Genomic DNA, 18,141 nt, shown 5'->3' on the forward strand with positions numbered 1-18,141 from the left:
ACTGCTTACACTTCACCGCTTGCGAGCTGTCCGGGGGGTCGTTACACTAGCGATTTTTCAGGGCATCGCAAATGGCAGTTATTAAGATACTTGTCGGGTCCAAGAACCCGGTTAAAATCAATGCCGCAAGGCAGATATTCACGCAGTATTTTCCACAACACGATATTCAGTGTGAGGGCTTATCCGCGCCAAGCGGGGTTGCCGATCAACCTCTGGGTGAAGCCGATACGTTATTGGGAGCCCAAAATCGTGTGCAATACCTGATTGACCAGCATGCTGCCGACTACTACTGTGCAATGGAAGGCGGTGCCCATCAGTTTTCCTACGGCCCTGCCACGTTTGCCTTTGTCGTCATATCCAATGGCCAAACTGAGAGTATTGGCCGCAGTGCCAACCTGCCACTCCCACAACGTATTTATGATGCGCTGCTGGCAGGAGAAGAATTAGGTCATGTCATGGACCGTATGTTCGATACCAACAATATTAAACAAAAAGGGGGGGCGATTGGGTTGCTGACCAATCATCTGGCAACCCGGGAAAGTGCCTACACCCAGGCTCTGTTGCTGGCGATGGCCCCCTTTAACCATGTAGAGCTATACTCATGAAATACACCCACATTCTATTTGATGCCGATGAAACCCTGTTCAGTTTCAACGCCTTTTTAGGCCTGAAGGCCCTCTTCGCACGTTATGATGTCACGTTTAGCGAAGCCGATAACGTCGAATACCAACGCGTCAACAAGCCTTTGTGGGTGCAGTATCAGAACGGCGAAATTGATGCCAAAACCCTGCAGGTGACCCGCTTTCAGTTGTGGGCTGAGCGATTGAATGTATCTGCTGAAACCCTCAACCTGGGGTTTCTCGACGCGATGGCAGAGTTGTGCAATCCGCTGCCCGGTGCCGCTGATCTACTGCATGCCCTGCAAGGCAAAGCAACGCTGGCTATCATCACCAATGGCTTTACTGCCTTACAAGAGAAACGCCTGGCCCATACCGGGTTTAAAGACTACTTTCACAGCATCGTAATTTCTGAACAGGTGGGGGTGGCCAAACCCGATCCGAGCGTATTCGAGCATGCTTTATCACTGCTGGGAACGCCTGATAAATCTCGGGTGCTGATGGTCGGAGACACCCCTGCCAGTGATGTACTGGGTGCCAATCGTTATGGCATCGACAGTTGCTGGTTACGCCACCCGGGCGCTGAGTGTCCGTCAGAGATCAAACCCACTTACATCGTTGATAACCTGGCGCAACTACAGGCGCTATTGCTGGACCCGGAAACACAAAAGGCAAGCTAAGCTTGCCTTTTCCACCCAATGCGTAGCCTGAAGGCTACTGCGCATTGCGCTGACGCAGCACCTCAAACAAACAGATCCCGGTGGCCACAGACACGTTGAGACTGGATACAGTACCAACCATCGGAATTTTGACCAACACATCACAGTGCTCGCGAGTCAGACGGCGCATGCCATCGCCTTCAGCGCCCATGACCACAGCAATGGGGCCTGTGAGGCTGGCGTCAAACAGTTCAGTGTCCGTTTCACCTGCGGTCCCAACTACCCAGACACCCGCTTCTTTGATATCCCTGAGCGTACGGGCCAGGTTCGTCACCTGGATCAGCGGTACGGTTTCCGCTGCACCACACGCCACTTTGCGAGCCGTGCCATTTAACTTGGCTGATTTATCCTTGGGCACAATCAGTGCGTGCGCACCAGCAGCATCGGCACTGCGCAAACAGGCACCGAGATTATGTGGATCCGTCACACCATCAAGGACTAAAAAGAACGGCGTCGATTCTCTGGCTAAGATCTCATCCAGGTCGCGCTCATTGAGTACACGGGCGGCTTTTACATTGGCAATGATCCCCTGATGCTGCTCACCATTGGCTTTATTATCCAACGCTTTACGCTGCATAAACTGCACGGAAATACCAAACTTACGTGCTTCATTGACGACCGCATTAAGCCGTTTGTCATCTCGTCCCTTGAGGGCGTAGATCTCTAAAAAGCGCTCAGGGGTGGTGGATAGAATGGCCTCAATAGAATGGAAACCAAAAATTAATTCGTTACTCAAAGTTATGCTCCCGCACTCGATTTGTTTCTTTTACGCGCGTTTTTACCAGGACGCTTTGCCTTGGTTTTGCTGGCACTTTTCTTGGTTTTCTTCTTACCGGTCAAAGTGGCTGCTTGTTTGGCTTTTTTAGCCTTGCCTTTAGGTGTGGTCTTCTTACCCTTTTTCGGTTTTTTACCGTCGCTTTTAGCGGGTGCCGCGTCTTTATCAGCTTTGCTGTCTTTTTTAGCTTTGCCCGGGATCTTGCCGTCTTTCAACTGCGCACGCACACTTTTGCCAGCGCTTTCTGTCGCCGCTTTACGACGCCGTCTGGCATACCGGTCTGGCACCGCCTCTTCGGCCAGTGCCAGGTTAATGCGTCGCTCGTCCAGGCTCACGGAGTTGACGACCACACTCAGCTTATCACCGAGTCTAAAGACACTGCGGCTGTGCTCACCGATCAGGCAGTGCTTCGCGCCATCAAAATGGAAATATTCGTGGCCCAGGTTACTGACATGGATCATGCCATCGATTTGTAACTCATCGAGCCTGACAAACAAACCGAAATTGGTGACGGATGAAATCACCCCAGTGAATTCATCACCCACGTGATCTTGCATAAACTCACACTTGAGCCAGTCAGCTACCTCGCGAGTCGCATCATCGGCGCGACGTTCTGTCATTGAACATTGCTCACCGAGCTGATCCGCTTCATCACTTTCATATACATAAGCACCGGACACGGATTGTCCCTGCTCCGCCAGGATCCCTTTAATCGCACGATGCACCACCAGATCCGGGTAACGCCGAATGGGTGAGGTAAAGTGTGCATATGCCTTCAACGCAAGACCATAGTGACCAATGTTATCCGGTTGATAAACAGCCTGTTTCATCGAACGTAATAGCATGGTTTGGATCAGCTCCAGCTCCGGGCGCTCGCCCAGACCGGCCAGGGCTTCAGTGATCTCCAAAGGCGTTGGCTCATGGCCCAGCGTGCTTTCGATCCCTAAGTCTTGCAGGAATAATCTGAACTGGCTGAGCTTTTCCGGATCAGGCTGATCATGCACCCGAAACAGCGCACTGGCCTCGTGTTTTTCCAGCAACCGCGCTGCCGACACATTGGCGAGGATCATACATTCTTCAATCAGTTTGTGCGCGTCATTACGCACCACAGGTACGATGGACTCAATTTTGCGGTGTGCGTTGAAGACAAAACGCGTCTCCAGAGTTTCGAATTCAATGGCACCACGAGCCTGACGCTCAGATTTCAGCGCCATGTACATCTGATGTAACTCACTGATGTGTGGATACAATGCGCTATATTGTTCACGCAAAGCTTCATCACCCTGTAACATCGCATGCACCTTGGTATAGGTCAGACGTGCATGAGAATTCATCACCGCTTCGTAAAAACGATACCCTGACAAACGACCCGCTTCGGACACTGTCATTTCCGCCACCATGCAAAGTCGGTCTACTTGCGGGTTCAAAGAACATAAGCCGTTAGACAGAACTTTAGGCAGCATAGGCACCACTTGCTCAGGGAAGTACACCGAATTTCCCCGAGAGATGGCTTCTTTATCCAATGCACTGCCTTTAGGCACATAGTGCGACACATCGGCAATGGCCACCCATAAACGCCAACCACCGGATTTCTTGCGCTCACAGTAAACCGCATCATCGAAATCTCGGGCATCTTCACCGTCAATGGTGAGCAGTGGCAGATCACGTAAATCAACTCGACCAAGTTTATCCGGCTCGGCAACAAACTCACCATGCTCTGCGACCTGATCAAGCACCGCCTGCGGCCACTCATAAGGGATTTCGTGGTTTCGTAACGCGACCTCTATCTCCATACCCGGCGCCATATGGTCGCCCAGTACTTCGGTCACCTTACCCACCGCATTCATTTGCTTGCTGGGACTTTGGGTGATCTGAACCTGAACCATCTGGTTGTGACGGGCACCATTTTCGCTGCCCGGCAGCACAATGATGTCCTGAGTCAGACGCGGATCTTCCGGCACCACGACCGCCATACCATGTTCGACAAAGAAGCGTCCGACTATCGGTGCGCGCTCTTTTTCGAGCACCCGCACAATACGTGCATCCACTTTACCACCTGAGCCCCTGGAGCCTGCTTTCGCCAGCACCCAGTCACCATGCAATACTCTGTCCATCTGATACTTAGTGATAAACCAGTCTTTGGCTTCGCCTTCCACCTCCAAAAAGCCAAAGCCATCACGATGTCCAATCACCCGACCTTTGACCAGGCCATCGTCCGTTGGGATCACGTAACATTTGAACTTATTGAAAAACAGCTGGCCATCGCGCTCCATAGCTCTGAGGCGCCGCTTAAAGGCAATCTGTCGTTCATCTTCGAAGACTTTGAGGTCCTGACAAAGCTGATTGAAATTGGTCTTGTTATTGCTTTTTTGAATATGGTCAAGAATGAACTCACGGCTGGGCACCGGGTTGTCGTATTTTTCTTGTTCTCGGCTGAGATAAGGATCCTGTTTAGACATTCACTGAGTATGTAGAGAAGTTATACCTATATTCTAACGCAAATCCTGCCAATGGCCCACCTAACCTTGCGCTTTTTCAAGCACTCTGGCAGTGATACGCTGATGACAAGATTGCAGTGCCGAGGCACTTTGCTTGGCAAATTGATGTAACGCTGGCCAATCGATATCCCGCTCCTGCGTTGTACGACGGCGAGTATGATGCAATGCCTGACGTAAGGCATAGAGTCCCAGTTGCTCCACTTCGTGTTCCAGCTGTAAAAGCTTTTCTCGCAACGAATCATCGGACTGAATATCTGCCAAGCCACGAAGCTGAGCAAACTCATAATCCAGTCGGTCGCTCAAATACACGAGCCGAGAGGCAAACTCAGCACGCACAGAGGACTCACTCAACTGACGTTCGACGAAGGCCAGATCCACATAAGCCGCCTCTGTTGCTGCCAGACCGCAGCTATTTTGTTTTACGATACGCTCCAGCGCCTGCCTTAATGCAGTAACGCGTAACGGTTTTTCCAGGCAGTCGAAAATCCCAGCTTGCTGATAAGCCTGCCGCGCCTGCTGATCTACGTCACCTGTCAGCGCCATCACAACAGGCGAGTGCGCCAGTCCAAGATCCGAAAAACGTGTTTGATACCACTCTAAGCCATGACCGTCCGACAAATGCATATCTAGCAGCACCACATCGAACTGGCCTTGCAACAGCCTGTGTTCCGCATCCGCCAGGGTTTCCGCCATCTGATAATCCAGTCCTAAATTGTCGAGATAACCTCGCACAACTTCGCGGTTCAGAAGGTTATCCTCCACCACGAGCACGGACATATCACCCAATGTCGTTGGCTTGCTATCGAAGGTATCAAGCTGCTCTCCCAGTTGCGAGTTCACCTGTATTTCAAAGAAAAACTCACTGCCCTGCCCAGGCTCACTATGTACTTCCAGATCGACCCCCATGTTTTCCAGTAGCTGCTTACACAGGGCCAGACCGACCCCGGCGCTATCAGCAATCGCACGTGGCGACCCAAACGTGACAAAAGGCTCAAAGACCTGTTGTTGCTGAGCTCGACTCAGCCCAATGCCAGTATCCTTCACGGCAACACGCAGTTGATGACGATTGGCACTCAGAGCGTAACCAAAAACAACCAACTCAACCGTGCCGTGTTCCGTATACTTTATGGCATTAGAAAGCAGGTTTTTAATCACCAAAGTGAAGGGGTCTTTGTCAATCATGACCTGCAGGTTGGCATCAACGCCTTGTATTGTCAGAGTCAGTTTTAGGTGCTTTTTCTCCGCTAGAGGCCTAAAAAAGCTAACTTGTTCCTTCAGGTGTGTCGCGAGATTGACGGGCTCCACTATGGTGTTGGGCACAGCCCCCCGCGCCTGCAACAAAATCTGATTCGCCAGATCCGACATCGACATGGCAGTGGCAATAATCACATCACAAAACTGCCCATGCTGCTGCGGTTCTCTGGGTGCCCGTTTAAGTAACTCCGCATGACCAACGATGGCATTTAAGGGGGTCCTGAGTTCGTGGCTGAGCAAAGTGAGAGAACGCTCTTTGTGCTGCGCTGCAAGCTCTGCGCGATGGCGCAACTCCTGTAATTCCTGTTCACGTCGCCCGCTGCACAGTAAACACAGTGAGAAACATAAGATCAGCGGCATAACGATAACAGACACGGAGAAAAACTGATTCACCCAGTTATTGGTGGTCAGGCTGTCATGCTGCGTGTAGTGATTAAGCATCAATAAACGCACAGTAAACACGATAAACAAACAGATACAAGCCTGTGCAAATGCCCAGTGTGCTGGCGAAAAGCTCTGCCATTGACGTCTCTGACCCAACCACAAAGCGCGCAGGCACAGGAGCATGCTTAATGCCCAACCCATGTAGTTTAAAATTACTCTGGCAATAAAATTGGCATCAATATACGTGTAATACACATAACCCGGGAAAAAGATCCCAGCCAACAGCCACCAGGGCCAGCTCAAACGGGGGACTGAAAAAAACTGCTCACTGCCGCGGCTCAAACAATATAAACCAATGAAGATCAGACAATTTGAGATAAAAATGGTCCAGGTCACGGACAAAGAAAATGAGGCGATGAAGATACAACCAAATGCGGTACAGATTGAAAAACTGGCCCATAAGCGGGTTCCCAGCAAGCGGCGATGGATAAACCAGTTGACCAGCATAAACAGCGCACACACGCATGACGTCAAAGCCAGGATCTGTAAAAGTTGTTTCGGATCGCCCATACCGCATCAAACATCGTCGAAAAGAACTACTAGTATAGTATTAATTTTATGCTAGCCGGAAGCAAAATCTAATCCATCTGACATTACACGGGATTACACCTCATCCTTTACGCTTAAAAAATCACAGTTAAGCAAGCCGATCCAACGTACCAGGTCACCCTTTACGACTGTCATAAGGCTTTAGCGACCGCCACCTAACATGATAAGCTGATGAAAAACTTACCGAGTTCGCTATGCGTCCCGAACAATCTTCCCTCATTAATTTGCATCTGGCAGTGCTGCTGTTTGGTGGTACCGCGTTATTCTCCAAGTTGATCTCCCTCTCTGCACTGGACATCACTGTGTATCGCACCGCCATCGCCTTTGTCACTTTGGCATGCATTCTCAAGTTTAAAGGCAGTGTATTCAGACTCAGGGCGAGCAAAGACTACGCCATTGTCGTACTGTTGGGTATCTGTGTCGGACTCCATTGGGTGACTTACTTTGCCGCAATGCAAATGGCCGGGATAGCGGTCGGGGTGATTGCCTTTTTCACTTATCCGGTGATCACTGTGTTGCTTGAACCGCTCTTTTTCAAAAGCAACATTAAGCGCAAAGATATCTTTACAGCTGCGGTAGTGATGTGTGGCATTTATTTACTGGTGCCAGACAGCGATCCGGGTAATCAAATCACTTTGGGTATAGTAACGGGCGTATTTTCCGGGGCACTCTTTGCGCTCAGAAATTTACTCCAGAAGAAGCTTTTTTCCAGCTATGGTGGGCCACATACCATGTTTTATCAGACCCTGGTTGCCAGCCTCATGCTATGTGCCTTTGTTGAAGTGCCCCCCTCCGATTTAAGTACTGAAAACCTGCTCCTGATTGTCCTGGCTGGGTGTATTTTTACTGCAATCCCCCATGCGCTATTTGCGTCCAGTTTGCGTTACTTATCAGCCACTACCGCGGGGCTGATTTCTTGCTTACAGCCCTTGTATGCGACCGTGTTGGCTTATATGCTGTTGGCAGAAACCATAACACTCTCCACGCTGGCAGGAGGCATACTGGTAGTCAGTGCTGCCTGCTATGAGACGTGGTCGATCACAAGGAATAAGCTATGATCCAGGTTTTTGCACACCGAGGTGCCAGTGGAAATTACCCCGAAAACTCGCTCAGCGCCATTCAGGCTGCACTGGAGGTGGGCGTCGATGGCATAGAACTCGATGTGCAAAGTTGTCTGGATGATTACGCCATCATTCATGATACTTGGCTGGATCGCACCACCAACGGCCGGGGCAAGGTTAACGAAACCAGTCGTGAGCAGCTGTCTCTGTTAAGACTCAGTAACAACGAGTCCGTACCGACACTGCAACAAGTGCTGGATACAATCGGCCAACAAACCACCATTAACCTGGAGCTCAAACATACCTTCAGCCTGGATAGATTTGTTGCCACCATAGAAGACAATGTACAGCGTGGTGTGATAGCCCGTCATCAGCTGCTCTTGTCCTCCTTTGATCATCACCAGTTGTTGTGGCTCAAACAAAAACTCCCCTGGGTCAGGATCGGGGCGCTGACCGCCTCCATTCCACTTACATTTGCTCAGTTTGCCCAGCAACTTCATGCCGAAAGCATCCATATGGACAAAAACTTCATTAACCATGAATTTGTTCAGGATGCCAAGCAACGCGGCCTTAAAGTCCTGGCTTACACAGTCGATAAAGCAAAAGACATTGAATTAATGTTGGATTATGGCGTTGATGGCATATTCAGTAACTACCCCTGTTACGCAAAAATGGTCGTGCAACAACAACTCAACCATACATCTGAGGTCGATTGACAGGGCTGACCATATGCTGGATTATGCCGTTTGCTAAAATAAATTGCTTAACCTGTAAACAGTTGCACCTGTCAGGTTTACTCTATACTGTATGCTAAACGGCACAGTGAAGAGCCTAATATGAGTTTGTACATGCGCATCTATAATTTGATCGAAGAATCTTTGTTCTTCACCCTGACCCGCAAGATTTTTGGCAATCTGGGGTTTTTGTTAGTTTTTCAAATCATCACATTAGTGTGGCTGCACAGTGAACTGGCTGAGCACAGCGGCTCTACCGGGGTTTTCTGGTTACTGGCTTTGGTATCGGTTGGCGCCTTTATCTTCACCTTTTTCTACATGCGCTACCTGATTGTCCGCCCAGTACAGGCTATGCGCGACACGCTAGAACAGATCAACCGTCAGGATGGCGATCTCACAGCCAGACTGCCGCAGTTCACGTATGACGAATTCCGCGACCTCAGCGAGCAATACAATACCTTTACGCAGCATCTGAGCGAGTTGCTGGCTGCCACCTATCAAAGCGCCGAAGCGGCGAACCGCAGCAATCAACAGGTCACCGACTCCATGAAGCAAACCGCTTTATTGGGTAGTCAACAAATAGATCAGGGCGACACCATTATTGCAGCCAGCGATCAGGTTACGCATAGCCTGCAAAGCATAGTGCACAACACCGATCAGGTTTATCAGGCCAATACAGAAAGCCTGCATTTTGTGCGTGGCTCTTCACAATCGTTGAGTACCCTGGTTAAAGAGGTTCAGCAAATTACCCACCTGTTGGGCAGCTTTTCATCCACCGTTGCCGGATTAAAAGAAAACAGTGAGAACATTCGCAGTATTTTGAAAATGGTCGAAGAGTTTTCCGATCAGACCAACTTGTTAGCGCTCAATGCCGCCATCGAAGCAGCACGGGCTGGAGAAGCGGGTCGCGGTTTTGCTGTGGTGGCCGATGAAGTGCGCAACCTGTCGGTTAAAGTCAACGATGCCACCCGCCAGATCAGTGACTTTATTAACCAAATGGATGTGTTAGTGGGCGAAACCCATCAGGAATCAGAACAATTGATAGATCATTCCAGCTCTGCCGAACAAGCCATTCGCACGACCTCTCAGGGGTTTGCCGATATGTCTGAGGATTTTGAGCGCAACCAGTCACAGTTGGAAGAAATTGTCAGTGCCGTTCATCAGCTTGAGTCGACTCAGCAGCACACCCACGAGTCAGTGCACCGCATTGTTGAGCTCGGCCAATCCGCCAAATCACAGATTGATGCGGCATTACAAGATTGTCAGGATGCACAGCAGCGCTCCACTCAAACCCAGCAGGAACTCAAACGCTTCGTCTGAGGGCCTGCTAAGGCCCCGGCTTACGCCCTGTCGACGTCAAATGCTATCACTTCTTTAAGCTGTTTCTTTGCGGTCGCCAGCATCACCAGGCGATCGACCCCTAAGGCAACGCCGGCACAGGCCGGTAACCCCTGTGCCAGCGCGGCCAAAAAGCGCGGATCTTTGGCCACAGGGGCCAGCCCCATCGCTATACGCAGTGCATTGTCTTCATCAAACCGGGCGCTTTGCTCAACGCCGTCGGTTAATTCGTTAAAGCCATTAGCCAACTCCATACCGCGATAATAGAGTTCAAACCGACCAGCGACTCTCGGATCCTTGTCATTGAGTTGCGCCAGCGCAGCCTGAGAAGCGGGAAAATGATAGACAAAACAAGGCGCCTGCTGGCCAATCAAAGGTTCAATTTCCATACAAAATAGCAATTGCAGGAGCGTATCACGGTGCTGCTCTTGCTCGGCAACATGCGCATGGCCACGCTGGCTGGCCAATTGCCTCAATTCCTCCATCGAGGCACTCAGCGGGTCGAGGCCCAGGTGCGTTATAAAGGCCTGCTGATAGCTCAGTGACTCGGCTTCAGGACAACCCAGAATGGCCTGCATTAAGTCATTGACTTCCGCCATGAGCGCAAACTCATCGAACCCGGGTCGATACCATTCCAGCATAGTAAACTCAGGGTTGTGATGTCGGCCTGATTCTTCATTCCGAAAGGCTTTACCAATCTGGTAAATTGCGCCACTGCCCGCAGCTAACAAACGCTTCATAGCAAACTCAGGTGAGGTTTGCAGATATAAAGGGGTGCCCGTGGCATGCCCAGGGCCGACAAAGGTGGTTGCGAACGACGCAAGATGTACATCCGTCACCGAGGCTTGTGACAGACTGGGGGTTTCGACTTCCAATACCTCACGCTCAGCGAAGAAAGTGCGAATTTTAGCGAGGATCCCGGCACGCTGACGCAAAGTATCAATACTGGCACTGGGTGCCCAAACGATATCAGAGGCCGGATCAGGCGCTGATTGACTCATAATAACTCCAGACAAAAAATCCCGGCAAAAGCCGGGATCTATAGGTAACTTGTCAGTCCCAGTCCGCTTGATTTAAGCACGGCCAGGCCGCAAAGTATATTCGCTTACTTTACACGACTCACGTATTCGCCGCTGCGCGTATCTACTTTGATCACTTCACCAATTTGTACAAACAGAGGTACGCGTACCACAGCACCTGTGCTCAATGTCGCAGGCTTACCACCGGTACCGGCTGTATCGCCTTTCAGGCCAGGATCTGTTTCTGTGATTTCCAGCTCGACGAAGTTAGGTGGAGTAACAGCAATTGGGTTACCGTTCCAAAGCGTGATAGTACATACATCGTTTTCAACCAACCATTTTACCGCTTCACCCAGTGCTTTTTCATCTGCCGCGATCTGCTCAAAGGTTTCGTTGTTCATAAAGTGCCAGAACTCACCATCTGTGTACAGATAAGCCAGATCTGTGTCCATGACGTCCGCACCTTCAACCGATTCACCAGACTTAAAAGTTTTCTCTAAAACTTTACCTGAGATCAGCTTACGGATCTTAACACGGTTAAACGCCTGGCCCTTACCGGGCTTGACCACTTCATTTTCCAGGATGGAGCAAGGCTCTCCATCGATCATAATTTTTAGGCCGCCCTTGAATTCGTTGGTGCTATAATTCGCCATCGTATCCTCTAATCTTTGTATTTCGAGTAATAAACCCGCTAATGATACAAATAAATGAAGTAAATTTGCAGACTAACTGGCAAAAAGAATTGGCGAATGTCGTCACCAGTGCGGATGAGCTACTTAAGCTGGTTGGCCTGGAGAGTCATTTTAGTGAACAGGATTTAGCCGCTAAACGCTTGTTTCCACTAAGAGTTCCCCGCCCCTTCATCGCTAAAATGCGTTATGGGGATGCGCAGGATCCCTTGCTGCTGCAAGTGCTCCCTCAGCATCAGGAATTCCTGGCTAAAGCCGGTTTTAACAAAGATCCGCTCGACGAACAGCAGGCTGCGCTGCCTGGACTGCTGCACAAGTACCGCTCCAGAGTGCTGTTAATGCTAAAAACCGGCTGTGCAGTAAACTGCCGTTACTGCTTTCGTCGCCATTTTCCGTATCAGGATAATCAGCTCAACAAACGTGCTTTGCAGCCAGTTTTCGATTATCTGAATGCACACCCTGAGATCAATGAGGTCATTTTAAGTGGTGGCGATCCGCTGATGGCCAAAGATGACATGCTTGCCTGGCTGCTTGAGCAACTCAGTGATATTCCCCATCTGACACGCCTGAGAATACACACCCGATTACCTGTGGTGATCCCGGCCAGAGTGACAGATACACTGTGCGAAACCCTGAGTCATAGTCGCCTGAAACCCGTGCTGGTCAACCACATTAATCATGCCAACGAAATAGACGTGCACTTTTCAGCGGCCATGCAAAAGCTGCGACGCGCTGGGGTGATGTTGTTAAACCAGGCAGTCTTATTGAAAGGAATTAACGACACTCTGGATGCACAACAAGCACTGAGTGAGGCGCTATTTAGCGCGGATGTATTACCTTACTACCTGCATGTGCTGGATAAAGTGGAAGGTGCGAGTCACTTTGATGTGACGGAGCAAACCGCTATTTCGCTCATGCATGACTTGCTCGAAACGCTCCCCGGGTTTTTGGTACCCAAATTGGTAAGAGAAATCGGCGGCGAACCAAGTAAGACGCCGATTGATTTGGGACTGAGCCCAGCCTGATACTGCACATAAGCAAAATGCTTACATATTCAAGTCGGGCGCAATCTATCAGCGCCTACACGTAGACGTTGATATTGTTGCCCATAGTGGCCGTGGTTGATTTTGCTGGTGCTGAATTACCAGCAGACTCAATTAAGGCCAGGGCGGCTTGTCCATCTGCTTTTTGCTGCTTTTTGGCTAGCTGCGCGCTCATTACTTCGCCGCTTTGCCCCGTCCCAGACATAGCAGGTAGGTTACTTCCGGATATATTCATAAGCTTATACCTGACAAGATTGATGGATCCAAGTACAATATCGGTCAATTCCCGTAAGTCTTTAGGAAAAATATGCAAGCCGTTATCGAAAAGCTGAATGAAAATCTAAAACTCGTTTACCGTCAAGCACTTGATGCCGATAAAAAATTAGACGAACTACAGCAGCAAGGTCACGGAAAATTCCAGGCGCTATTTCCTGAAGACGCCGGCTTTGATTTTGCCGCCAAACGTTTCAAGCCTTACGTGCTTGATGTTGCAGCGGACGTCGAAGCATTGGGTCAGGCGCAGCAGCTAGACGAGGCGCAACTGAAAAAGGCAGTCTTCAAGCTACAACAGCTGATCCAATTACTTGCGACTTTCAAGTAAGTGCATGTAAGTTCGGCAATGGCAGCATCATCCTTGCTCTTTTGCCGCAATCTCATTTTTGTACCACGCACTTAGCAGTCGTTTGTCGTAGTAAAACTCACTGTCTCGTCCCGTTCGCACCCGATCCATAAAAGACAGATCTTTCAGCACCTTCTCCTGCGCCTGTGCCACAACTGCGCCGTTATTATCGGTCAGCGTATAGCTTATCTTAAGGCGTGGGAAGAAAATGGGCTTCACAATACGAATATCATGCATGTTGAAGCGCACATCACCCGCCAGATCAATATCATCAAAAGTGATATTTAGCTGGTAGCCATCAGGTGCCTTGGCCATCAACTTACTCAGGTGTTTTTCAAATTGTGAGGCAATCCGTTTGTGATAGCCCGCTTTGCTTTCATTGGCCGGTACCACATCACGATAATCATTAAAGTCTCGCCACGTGACATTCGCTTCTCCTGCCAGCGCAGCCAACGGACTCAAGCAAACTAGCGTAATTACATGTAAACATTTCATGGTCTTCTCCTCACGATTGCCAACCCATCTGCGGTCGCATTGATACATTCAACCTCTAAATAGTCTGCATTTTTTGCTGAACGCGCAATGAAAGGTAACATTTGACGACAAATTGATACCAATCCACTGACTTTAGCGGACTGGTATCTATCTCGTGCGTTACGACTTCACCGAAATGCGATACAACAGCGCATATAACACGGGCACAACGCCTAATGTCAGTATAGTTGAAAACAACAAGCCCCCCATAATGGCCAGTGCCATAGGCTCCCACATTTCTCCGCCACCCAGGTAAAGCGGCACCAGGCCCAATACAGTCGTGGCTGTGGTGAGCAAAATGGGACGCATGCGCTGTTGCGCGGCCTGAATAATCGCCAGGACCGGGTCGTCTCCCTGATCCAACTCGTACTTAATCCGCTCCAGTAATACAATGGCGTTGTTAATCACAATGCCTGCCAGTGAGATGATCCCCAGTAAGGTCATAAAGCCAAAAAATGACTGCCCAATCAGCAACCCGGCAACCACCCCAATAAAGCCCAGAGGAACAGTTGTCAGCACAATGGCCGACTTACGCAATGAATTGAACTGACCGACCAACAAAATCACGATAATGAAGACTGCTATTGGCATTTTCTCAGCGATAGACTGGTTCGCTTTACCAGAAGATTCGGCTTCACCACCCAGCTCATAGCTGTAACCAAACGGCCAGGATTTTTGTTGCTCCTCCAGCCAGGGTTTAAGTTTAGAAAAGCCTTCATCAGCGGTGATACCGTCCAGCTGAGCGCCCACTGTGACCGACTTCAGGCGGTCGCGCCGCAAGATCTGGGCGTTCTCCCACACCACTTCGATATCTGCTACCTGCTTCAGCGGCACCGATTTACCCGAAGCCTGTGAATACACCACCATGGCTTCCAGCTTACCGATATCCTGTCTGTCCGCAGCCACCGAACGCAGAGTGACCGGAATAAGCTCATCCCCTTCGCGATAACGGGTGAGCTCCAGACCACTGAGCCCGGTTTGCAGTGAACTTGCAATGTCTTTACTGGAGACACCTGCACGTCGCGCGCGCGTCTGATTGATTTTGATCTGTAGTTTCTTGATTGGTAGACCCCAATCGTCACTCACTGCTTTCAATCCTGGCGTGTTACGCATTTGTGCTTTCAGCTCATTGACCAGTCCCGTCAGCACGTCGATATCACTGCCAGATAAGCGTACTTCAACCGGGTTATCAATTGGGGAGCCGTTTTCTATCTTACGCTGTTTAATGAGCAAATCAGGATGGCGCTGCAGTGCATATGCCTCGATTTGTGCCATCAGCTCATCAATATGCCGATATGAGGTGGTCGAAACTATCATCAAAGCATAGTTTGAGCTGGCCGGTTCCGGCGTATGCGTCAGCAGGAACCTGGGGCCGCCATTACCCACATACGACACCCAATCGGTGACTCCTTGCTCACGCGTTTCGTTGACTTTCAGGTCGCGCAGTAAGAAGGCTTCCATATCTTTAACCATAGCTTCGGTTGCACTCAGGCGTGTGCCAATGGGTAGCTCCAGTTCGACTTTAAAGTAGTCTCGATCTGAGGGCGGAAAAAACAACTTAGGCACCAACTGTAACCCCTGCAATGCCAGGAAAAACATCAACACACACCCGGCAAGGGTCATCCAGCGATGCTTAATCAGTCCCATCAGGATCTGTTTATAAGTTAAATAGATGCCCGCATCGTAATTGGCGGCTTGGGATTTAACCCGGGTAAACAGAACACACAGCATGGGGATCATGGTCATCGCCAGTAACCAGGAGCACAGTAAAGTGATGGTCACCACTTTGAACAGGGATGCGGTGTATTCTCCCGTTGCGGATTCCGCCAGAAAAATTGGTAAAAACGCGGCACCTGTGGTCAGCGAGGACACCAGCAGTGGCACTTTTAGCTCATCCGCGGAATCAACCGCCGCATCTACCGCGGACTTGCCTCGCTCCATCTGCACCATGATGCTTTCTGACATCACAATCCCGTTATCAACCAGCATGCCCAGCGCAATGATCAGAGCAGCCAGCGAGATCTGATCGATGCTGATGTCAAAAAAGGACATCGCCAGTATGCCGAATACCATGCTCATTGGGATCAGGCTGGCGACTATTAACCCGGTTCGCAAACCCAAGCTGAACAGCATCACCACGGTCACCACCAGTACCGCCTGGATCAGGTTCGACACAAAATCATCAACCTTTTGCTCAACCTCTCGCGGTAGAAATGACAGCAGCTTAAAGTCCACCCCTATCGGGTAAACAGATTCAAGATAATGGATCGCATCGAGTACTTGCTCACCCAACAGCAAATTATTACCGCCGTGGCGCATGGAAATGGCAATCGTCATGCCTTCTTTGTCTGCCACTCGCACCTTGACCTTAGCTGGGTCGACATAATCACGGTACACCCGGGCGATATCACTGAGCAGGATCACCTGCTCTGATCCTGTGATGTTAATGATGGTACCCGCGATGTCTTCTACCGATTCAAAGTTACCACTGGGCTCCAGCGCCAGGGTTTCATCATCAATAAATATTGAGCCGCCCGGATTAACGATATTGCGGGCTGCCAGCTGATCTTTCAGTTGCCCGGGCGAAATCCCAAGCGATGCCAGTTTGGCGTTTTCAAATTCAATGAAGACACGCTGCTCCTGTGCACCGAAAATGTCGACCTTTGCGGCTTCTGGTAACCTCAGCAGCTCATCTCTGACCTGCTCGGCGACTTCTTCCATTTCACGATAGGAGTAACCTTCCGCAGTCAGTCCGATGACAACACCAAACACATCACCAAATTCGTCGTTCACTATGGGTTTTTGCGCATCGCTGGGAAGGTCGCTTTCGACGGTTTCAATCTTACGACGCAAGTTATCCCAGATAGGCCGCATTTCCTTATAGCTTTCTTTGATATTAACACTGACGATCGAGACACCGGTTTTGGAGGTACTTTTAACAAAATCCAGCTCCGGAATTTGCTGCACCACCTTTTCAATTTTGTCGGTAACCAGTTCTTCAACCCGCTGTGGGCTTGCACCGGGAAAGTAAGTAACAACCTGTGCGGTTCTGATAATAAAGCCAGGATCATAGTCTTTAGGCATCTTATTGAACGCCACGATGCCGAAAAACACCAGGGCAAAAATCAAAACCCAGGTTGTGCGATTATTCTCTAATGCTAATCGGGTGATGTTCACTCACGACCTCCCTGGAATTTCACAACCTGCTGATCGGTCACTTTACTCATACCCGCGGTCACCACGTGTGTGCCTGCTGTCACCCCAGAGATCACCGGAAAGCCCAGCGAAGAGACCTCTCCAATCTGCACCGGCGTTTTGGTCACTTTACCTTTGCCGTCACCGAGCGAGGTAACCGTCCACACATAGTGGCCTTTGTCGTCTTTCAGCACCGTAGATAATGGCAAATAGAGGCGGGATAACGCTTCACTGGGTGCACTGGCCATGACTTTGGCCGTCATACCTGGCAAAATGTTGTATCCGGGAGGAGGTAACATGCCGAGCGTGACCTCATAGGTTTTTGTCACTTCATCGGCCTGGGTGCTGACTTCTACAAATGTCAGTTCAAAGCGCTTCCCCTCAATCGCCGCAAATTCCGCAAATACCTGCTTCGGTGTGTCTTTGCTGACGTGGATCATAATACTTTCAGGGACATTTACCTTGAGATTAATATGCTCTATGTCCTGTAAAGTCGCCACGACTTGCTTGGCCTGCACTTCTTCGAATTGTTCAACATGTGTGCGCGCAACAATCCCCGAGAATGACGCCCTGAGCTGGGTATAGTCCAGGTTGTTTCTGGCATTGGCCAGCTTCGTTTTGGCACTGGCAAATTGAGATTTAAGCAGGTCATAATCTGACTGACTGATGGTTCCGGTCACAATCAGTTGCTCTCCCCGCTTAAAGTCTGCTTCGGCTTTTTCAAAAGCCGCTTGCGCTTCCTCCACCGCCAGTTTGTAGTCGGTATCATCTACCTTTGCTATCACATCTCCTTGCGTCACTTGCTGACCTTGTTTCACATTCAAGTGTGTTAGTTCTCCAGACACTTTGAACGACAGATCGGCGGTGCTGGCTGCATCCACCACAGCCGGAAACTCCTGAAGTGGCCCAAAATTATTAACACTGAGCTCAATCGTTCTCACTGGCCGCAGTTGTGGTGCTTTCTCAGCCGAGGTCTGTGGCTCAGAGCACGCGGACAGGACAGTCGCCATCACGACGGCTAAAAGGAAGGTGTGCTTTCTTATCATAGGTGAT

16 protein-coding genes are annotated in these 18,141 nt (G+C 50.0%); 7 read left to right on the forward strand and 9 right to left on the reverse strand.

Features of this window, described 5'->3' with window-relative positions; all coding sequences use genetic code 11:
- Nucleotides 1-71 precede the first annotated feature (71 nt).
- Nucleotides 72-605 (forward strand): inosine/xanthosine triphosphatase, encoded by a 534-nt coding sequence (gene yjjX / locus PRUB_RS03800; RefSeq protein WP_010383704.1) that lies wholly within the window; start codon nucleotides 72-74, stop codon nucleotides 603-605.
- Nucleotides 602-1,297 (forward strand): pyrimidine 5'-nucleotidase, encoded by a 696-nt coding sequence (gene yjjG, locus PRUB_RS03805; protein ID WP_010383705.1) that lies wholly within the window; start codon nucleotides 602-604, stop codon nucleotides 1,295-1,297. The genes yjjX and yjjG overlap by 4 nt, the downstream gene beginning before the upstream one ends.
- A 34-nt stretch (nucleotides 1,298-1,331) precedes the next feature.
- Here yjjG and rlmB read toward each other — a convergent pair whose 3' ends face one another.
- Genes rlmB through PRUB_RS03820 form a run of 3 tightly spaced genes read right to left on the reverse strand, consistent with a single transcriptional unit; the run spans nucleotide 1,332 to nucleotide 6,817 of the window.
- Complete coding sequence (gene rlmB / locus PRUB_RS03810) at nucleotides 1,332-2,072, reverse strand: 23S rRNA (guanosine(2251)-2'-O)-methyltransferase RlmB (RefSeq protein ID WP_010383706.1); 741 nt, start codon at nucleotides 2,070-2,072, stop codon at nucleotides 1,332-1,334.
- Nucleotides 2,073-2,074: 2 nt separating this feature from the next.
- Nucleotides 2,075-4,570, reverse strand: a complete 2,496-nt coding sequence (gene rnr, locus PRUB_RS03815) for a ribonuclease R (RefSeq protein WP_010383707.1) — start codon at nucleotides 4,568-4,570, stop codon at nucleotides 2,075-2,077.
- Nucleotides 4,571-4,630: 60 nt separating this feature from the next.
- Nucleotides 4,631-6,817 (reverse strand): hybrid sensor histidine kinase/response regulator, encoded by a 2,187-nt coding sequence (locus PRUB_RS03820; protein WP_010383708.1) that lies wholly within the window; start codon nucleotides 6,815-6,817, stop codon nucleotides 4,631-4,633.
- A 233-nt stretch (nucleotides 6,818-7,050) separates the two neighbouring features.
- Between PRUB_RS03820 and PRUB_RS03825 the strand changes: the two genes are divergently transcribed.
- The 3 genes from PRUB_RS03825 to PRUB_RS03835 all read left to right on the forward strand — a co-directional run bounded on the left by PRUB_RS03825 (nucleotide 7,051) and on the right by PRUB_RS03835 (nucleotide 9,971).
- Nucleotides 7,051-7,914, forward strand: coding sequence for a DMT family transporter (locus tag PRUB_RS03825; RefSeq protein ID WP_010383709.1), 864 nt, complete (start codon nucleotides 7,051-7,053; stop codon nucleotides 7,912-7,914).
- Entirely contained in the window at nucleotides 7,911-8,633 is a 723-nt protein-coding gene (locus tag PRUB_RS03830; RefSeq protein ID WP_010383710.1) for a glycerophosphodiester phosphodiesterase, read from the forward strand. The genes PRUB_RS03825 and PRUB_RS03830 overlap by 4 nt, the downstream gene beginning before the upstream one ends.
- Nucleotides 8,634-8,753: 120 nt before the next feature.
- Nucleotides 8,754-9,971, forward strand: coding sequence for a methyl-accepting chemotaxis protein (locus tag PRUB_RS03835; RefSeq protein WP_198452313.1), 1,218 nt, complete (start codon nucleotides 8,754-8,756; stop codon nucleotides 9,969-9,971).
- Nucleotides 9,972-9,991: 20 nt separating this feature from the next.
- Here the strand turns inward: PRUB_RS03835 and epmA are convergent, their stop codons facing one another.
- Entirely contained in the window at nucleotides 9,992-10,990 is a 999-nt protein-coding gene (epmA, locus tag PRUB_RS03840) for an elongation factor P--(R)-beta-lysine ligase (RefSeq protein WP_010383713.1), read from the reverse strand.
- Between the two features lie 104 nt (nucleotides 10,991-11,094).
- Nucleotides 11,095-11,661: an elongation factor P gene (efp, locus tag PRUB_RS03845; protein ID WP_010383714.1), complete on the reverse strand. Its 567-nt coding sequence runs from the start codon at nucleotides 11,659-11,661 to the stop codon at nucleotides 11,095-11,097.
- A gap of 41 nt (nucleotides 11,662-11,702) precedes the next feature.
- Between efp and epmB the strand changes: the two genes are divergently transcribed.
- The gene (gene epmB, locus PRUB_RS03850) at nucleotides 11,703-12,722 is read left to right on the forward strand and encodes an EF-P beta-lysylation protein EpmB (protein WP_010383715.1); all 1,020 of its coding nucleotides are present in this window, start codon (nucleotides 11,703-11,705) and stop codon (nucleotides 12,720-12,722) included.
- A 55-nt stretch (nucleotides 12,723-12,777) separates the two neighbouring features.
- Here the strand turns inward: epmB and PRUB_RS03855 are convergent, their stop codons facing one another.
- Nucleotides 12,778-12,975, reverse strand: a complete 198-nt coding sequence (locus PRUB_RS03855; RefSeq protein WP_040644570.1) for a hypothetical protein — start codon at nucleotides 12,973-12,975, stop codon at nucleotides 12,778-12,780.
- A gap of 72 nt (nucleotides 12,976-13,047) precedes the next feature.
- Between PRUB_RS03855 and PRUB_RS03860 the strand changes: the two genes are divergently transcribed.
- On the forward strand, nucleotides 13,048-13,341 hold the full coding sequence (locus tag PRUB_RS03860) for a hypothetical protein (RefSeq protein ID WP_010383718.1): 294 nt from the start codon (nucleotides 13,048-13,050) through the stop codon (nucleotides 13,339-13,341).
- Between the two features lie 27 nt (nucleotides 13,342-13,368).
- Here the strand turns inward: PRUB_RS03860 and PRUB_RS03865 are convergent, their stop codons facing one another.
- The 3 genes from PRUB_RS03865 to PRUB_RS03875 all read right to left on the reverse strand — a co-directional run bounded on the left by PRUB_RS03865 (nucleotide 13,369) and on the right by PRUB_RS03875 (nucleotide 18,134).
- Entirely contained in the window at nucleotides 13,369-13,854 is a 486-nt protein-coding gene (locus tag PRUB_RS03865) for a DUF3016 domain-containing protein (protein ID WP_010383719.1), read from the reverse strand.
- Between the two features lie 159 nt (nucleotides 13,855-14,013).
- Entirely contained in the window at nucleotides 14,014-17,070 is a 3,057-nt protein-coding gene (locus PRUB_RS03870; protein WP_010383720.1) for an efflux RND transporter permease subunit, read from the reverse strand.
- A complete protein-coding gene (locus tag PRUB_RS03875; protein WP_021032732.1) occupies nucleotides 17,067-18,134 on the reverse strand; it encodes an efflux RND transporter periplasmic adaptor subunit in 1,068 nt (355 codons plus the stop codon). The genes PRUB_RS03870 and PRUB_RS03875 overlap by 4 nt, the downstream gene beginning before the upstream one ends.
- Between the last annotated feature and the right edge of the window lie 7 nt (nucleotides 18,135-18,141).

It is taken from the genome of Pseudoalteromonas rubra, from assembly GCF_000238295.3.
Lineage (GTDB): Bacteria > Pseudomonadota > Gammaproteobacteria > Enterobacterales > Alteromonadaceae > Pseudoalteromonas > Pseudoalteromonas rubra.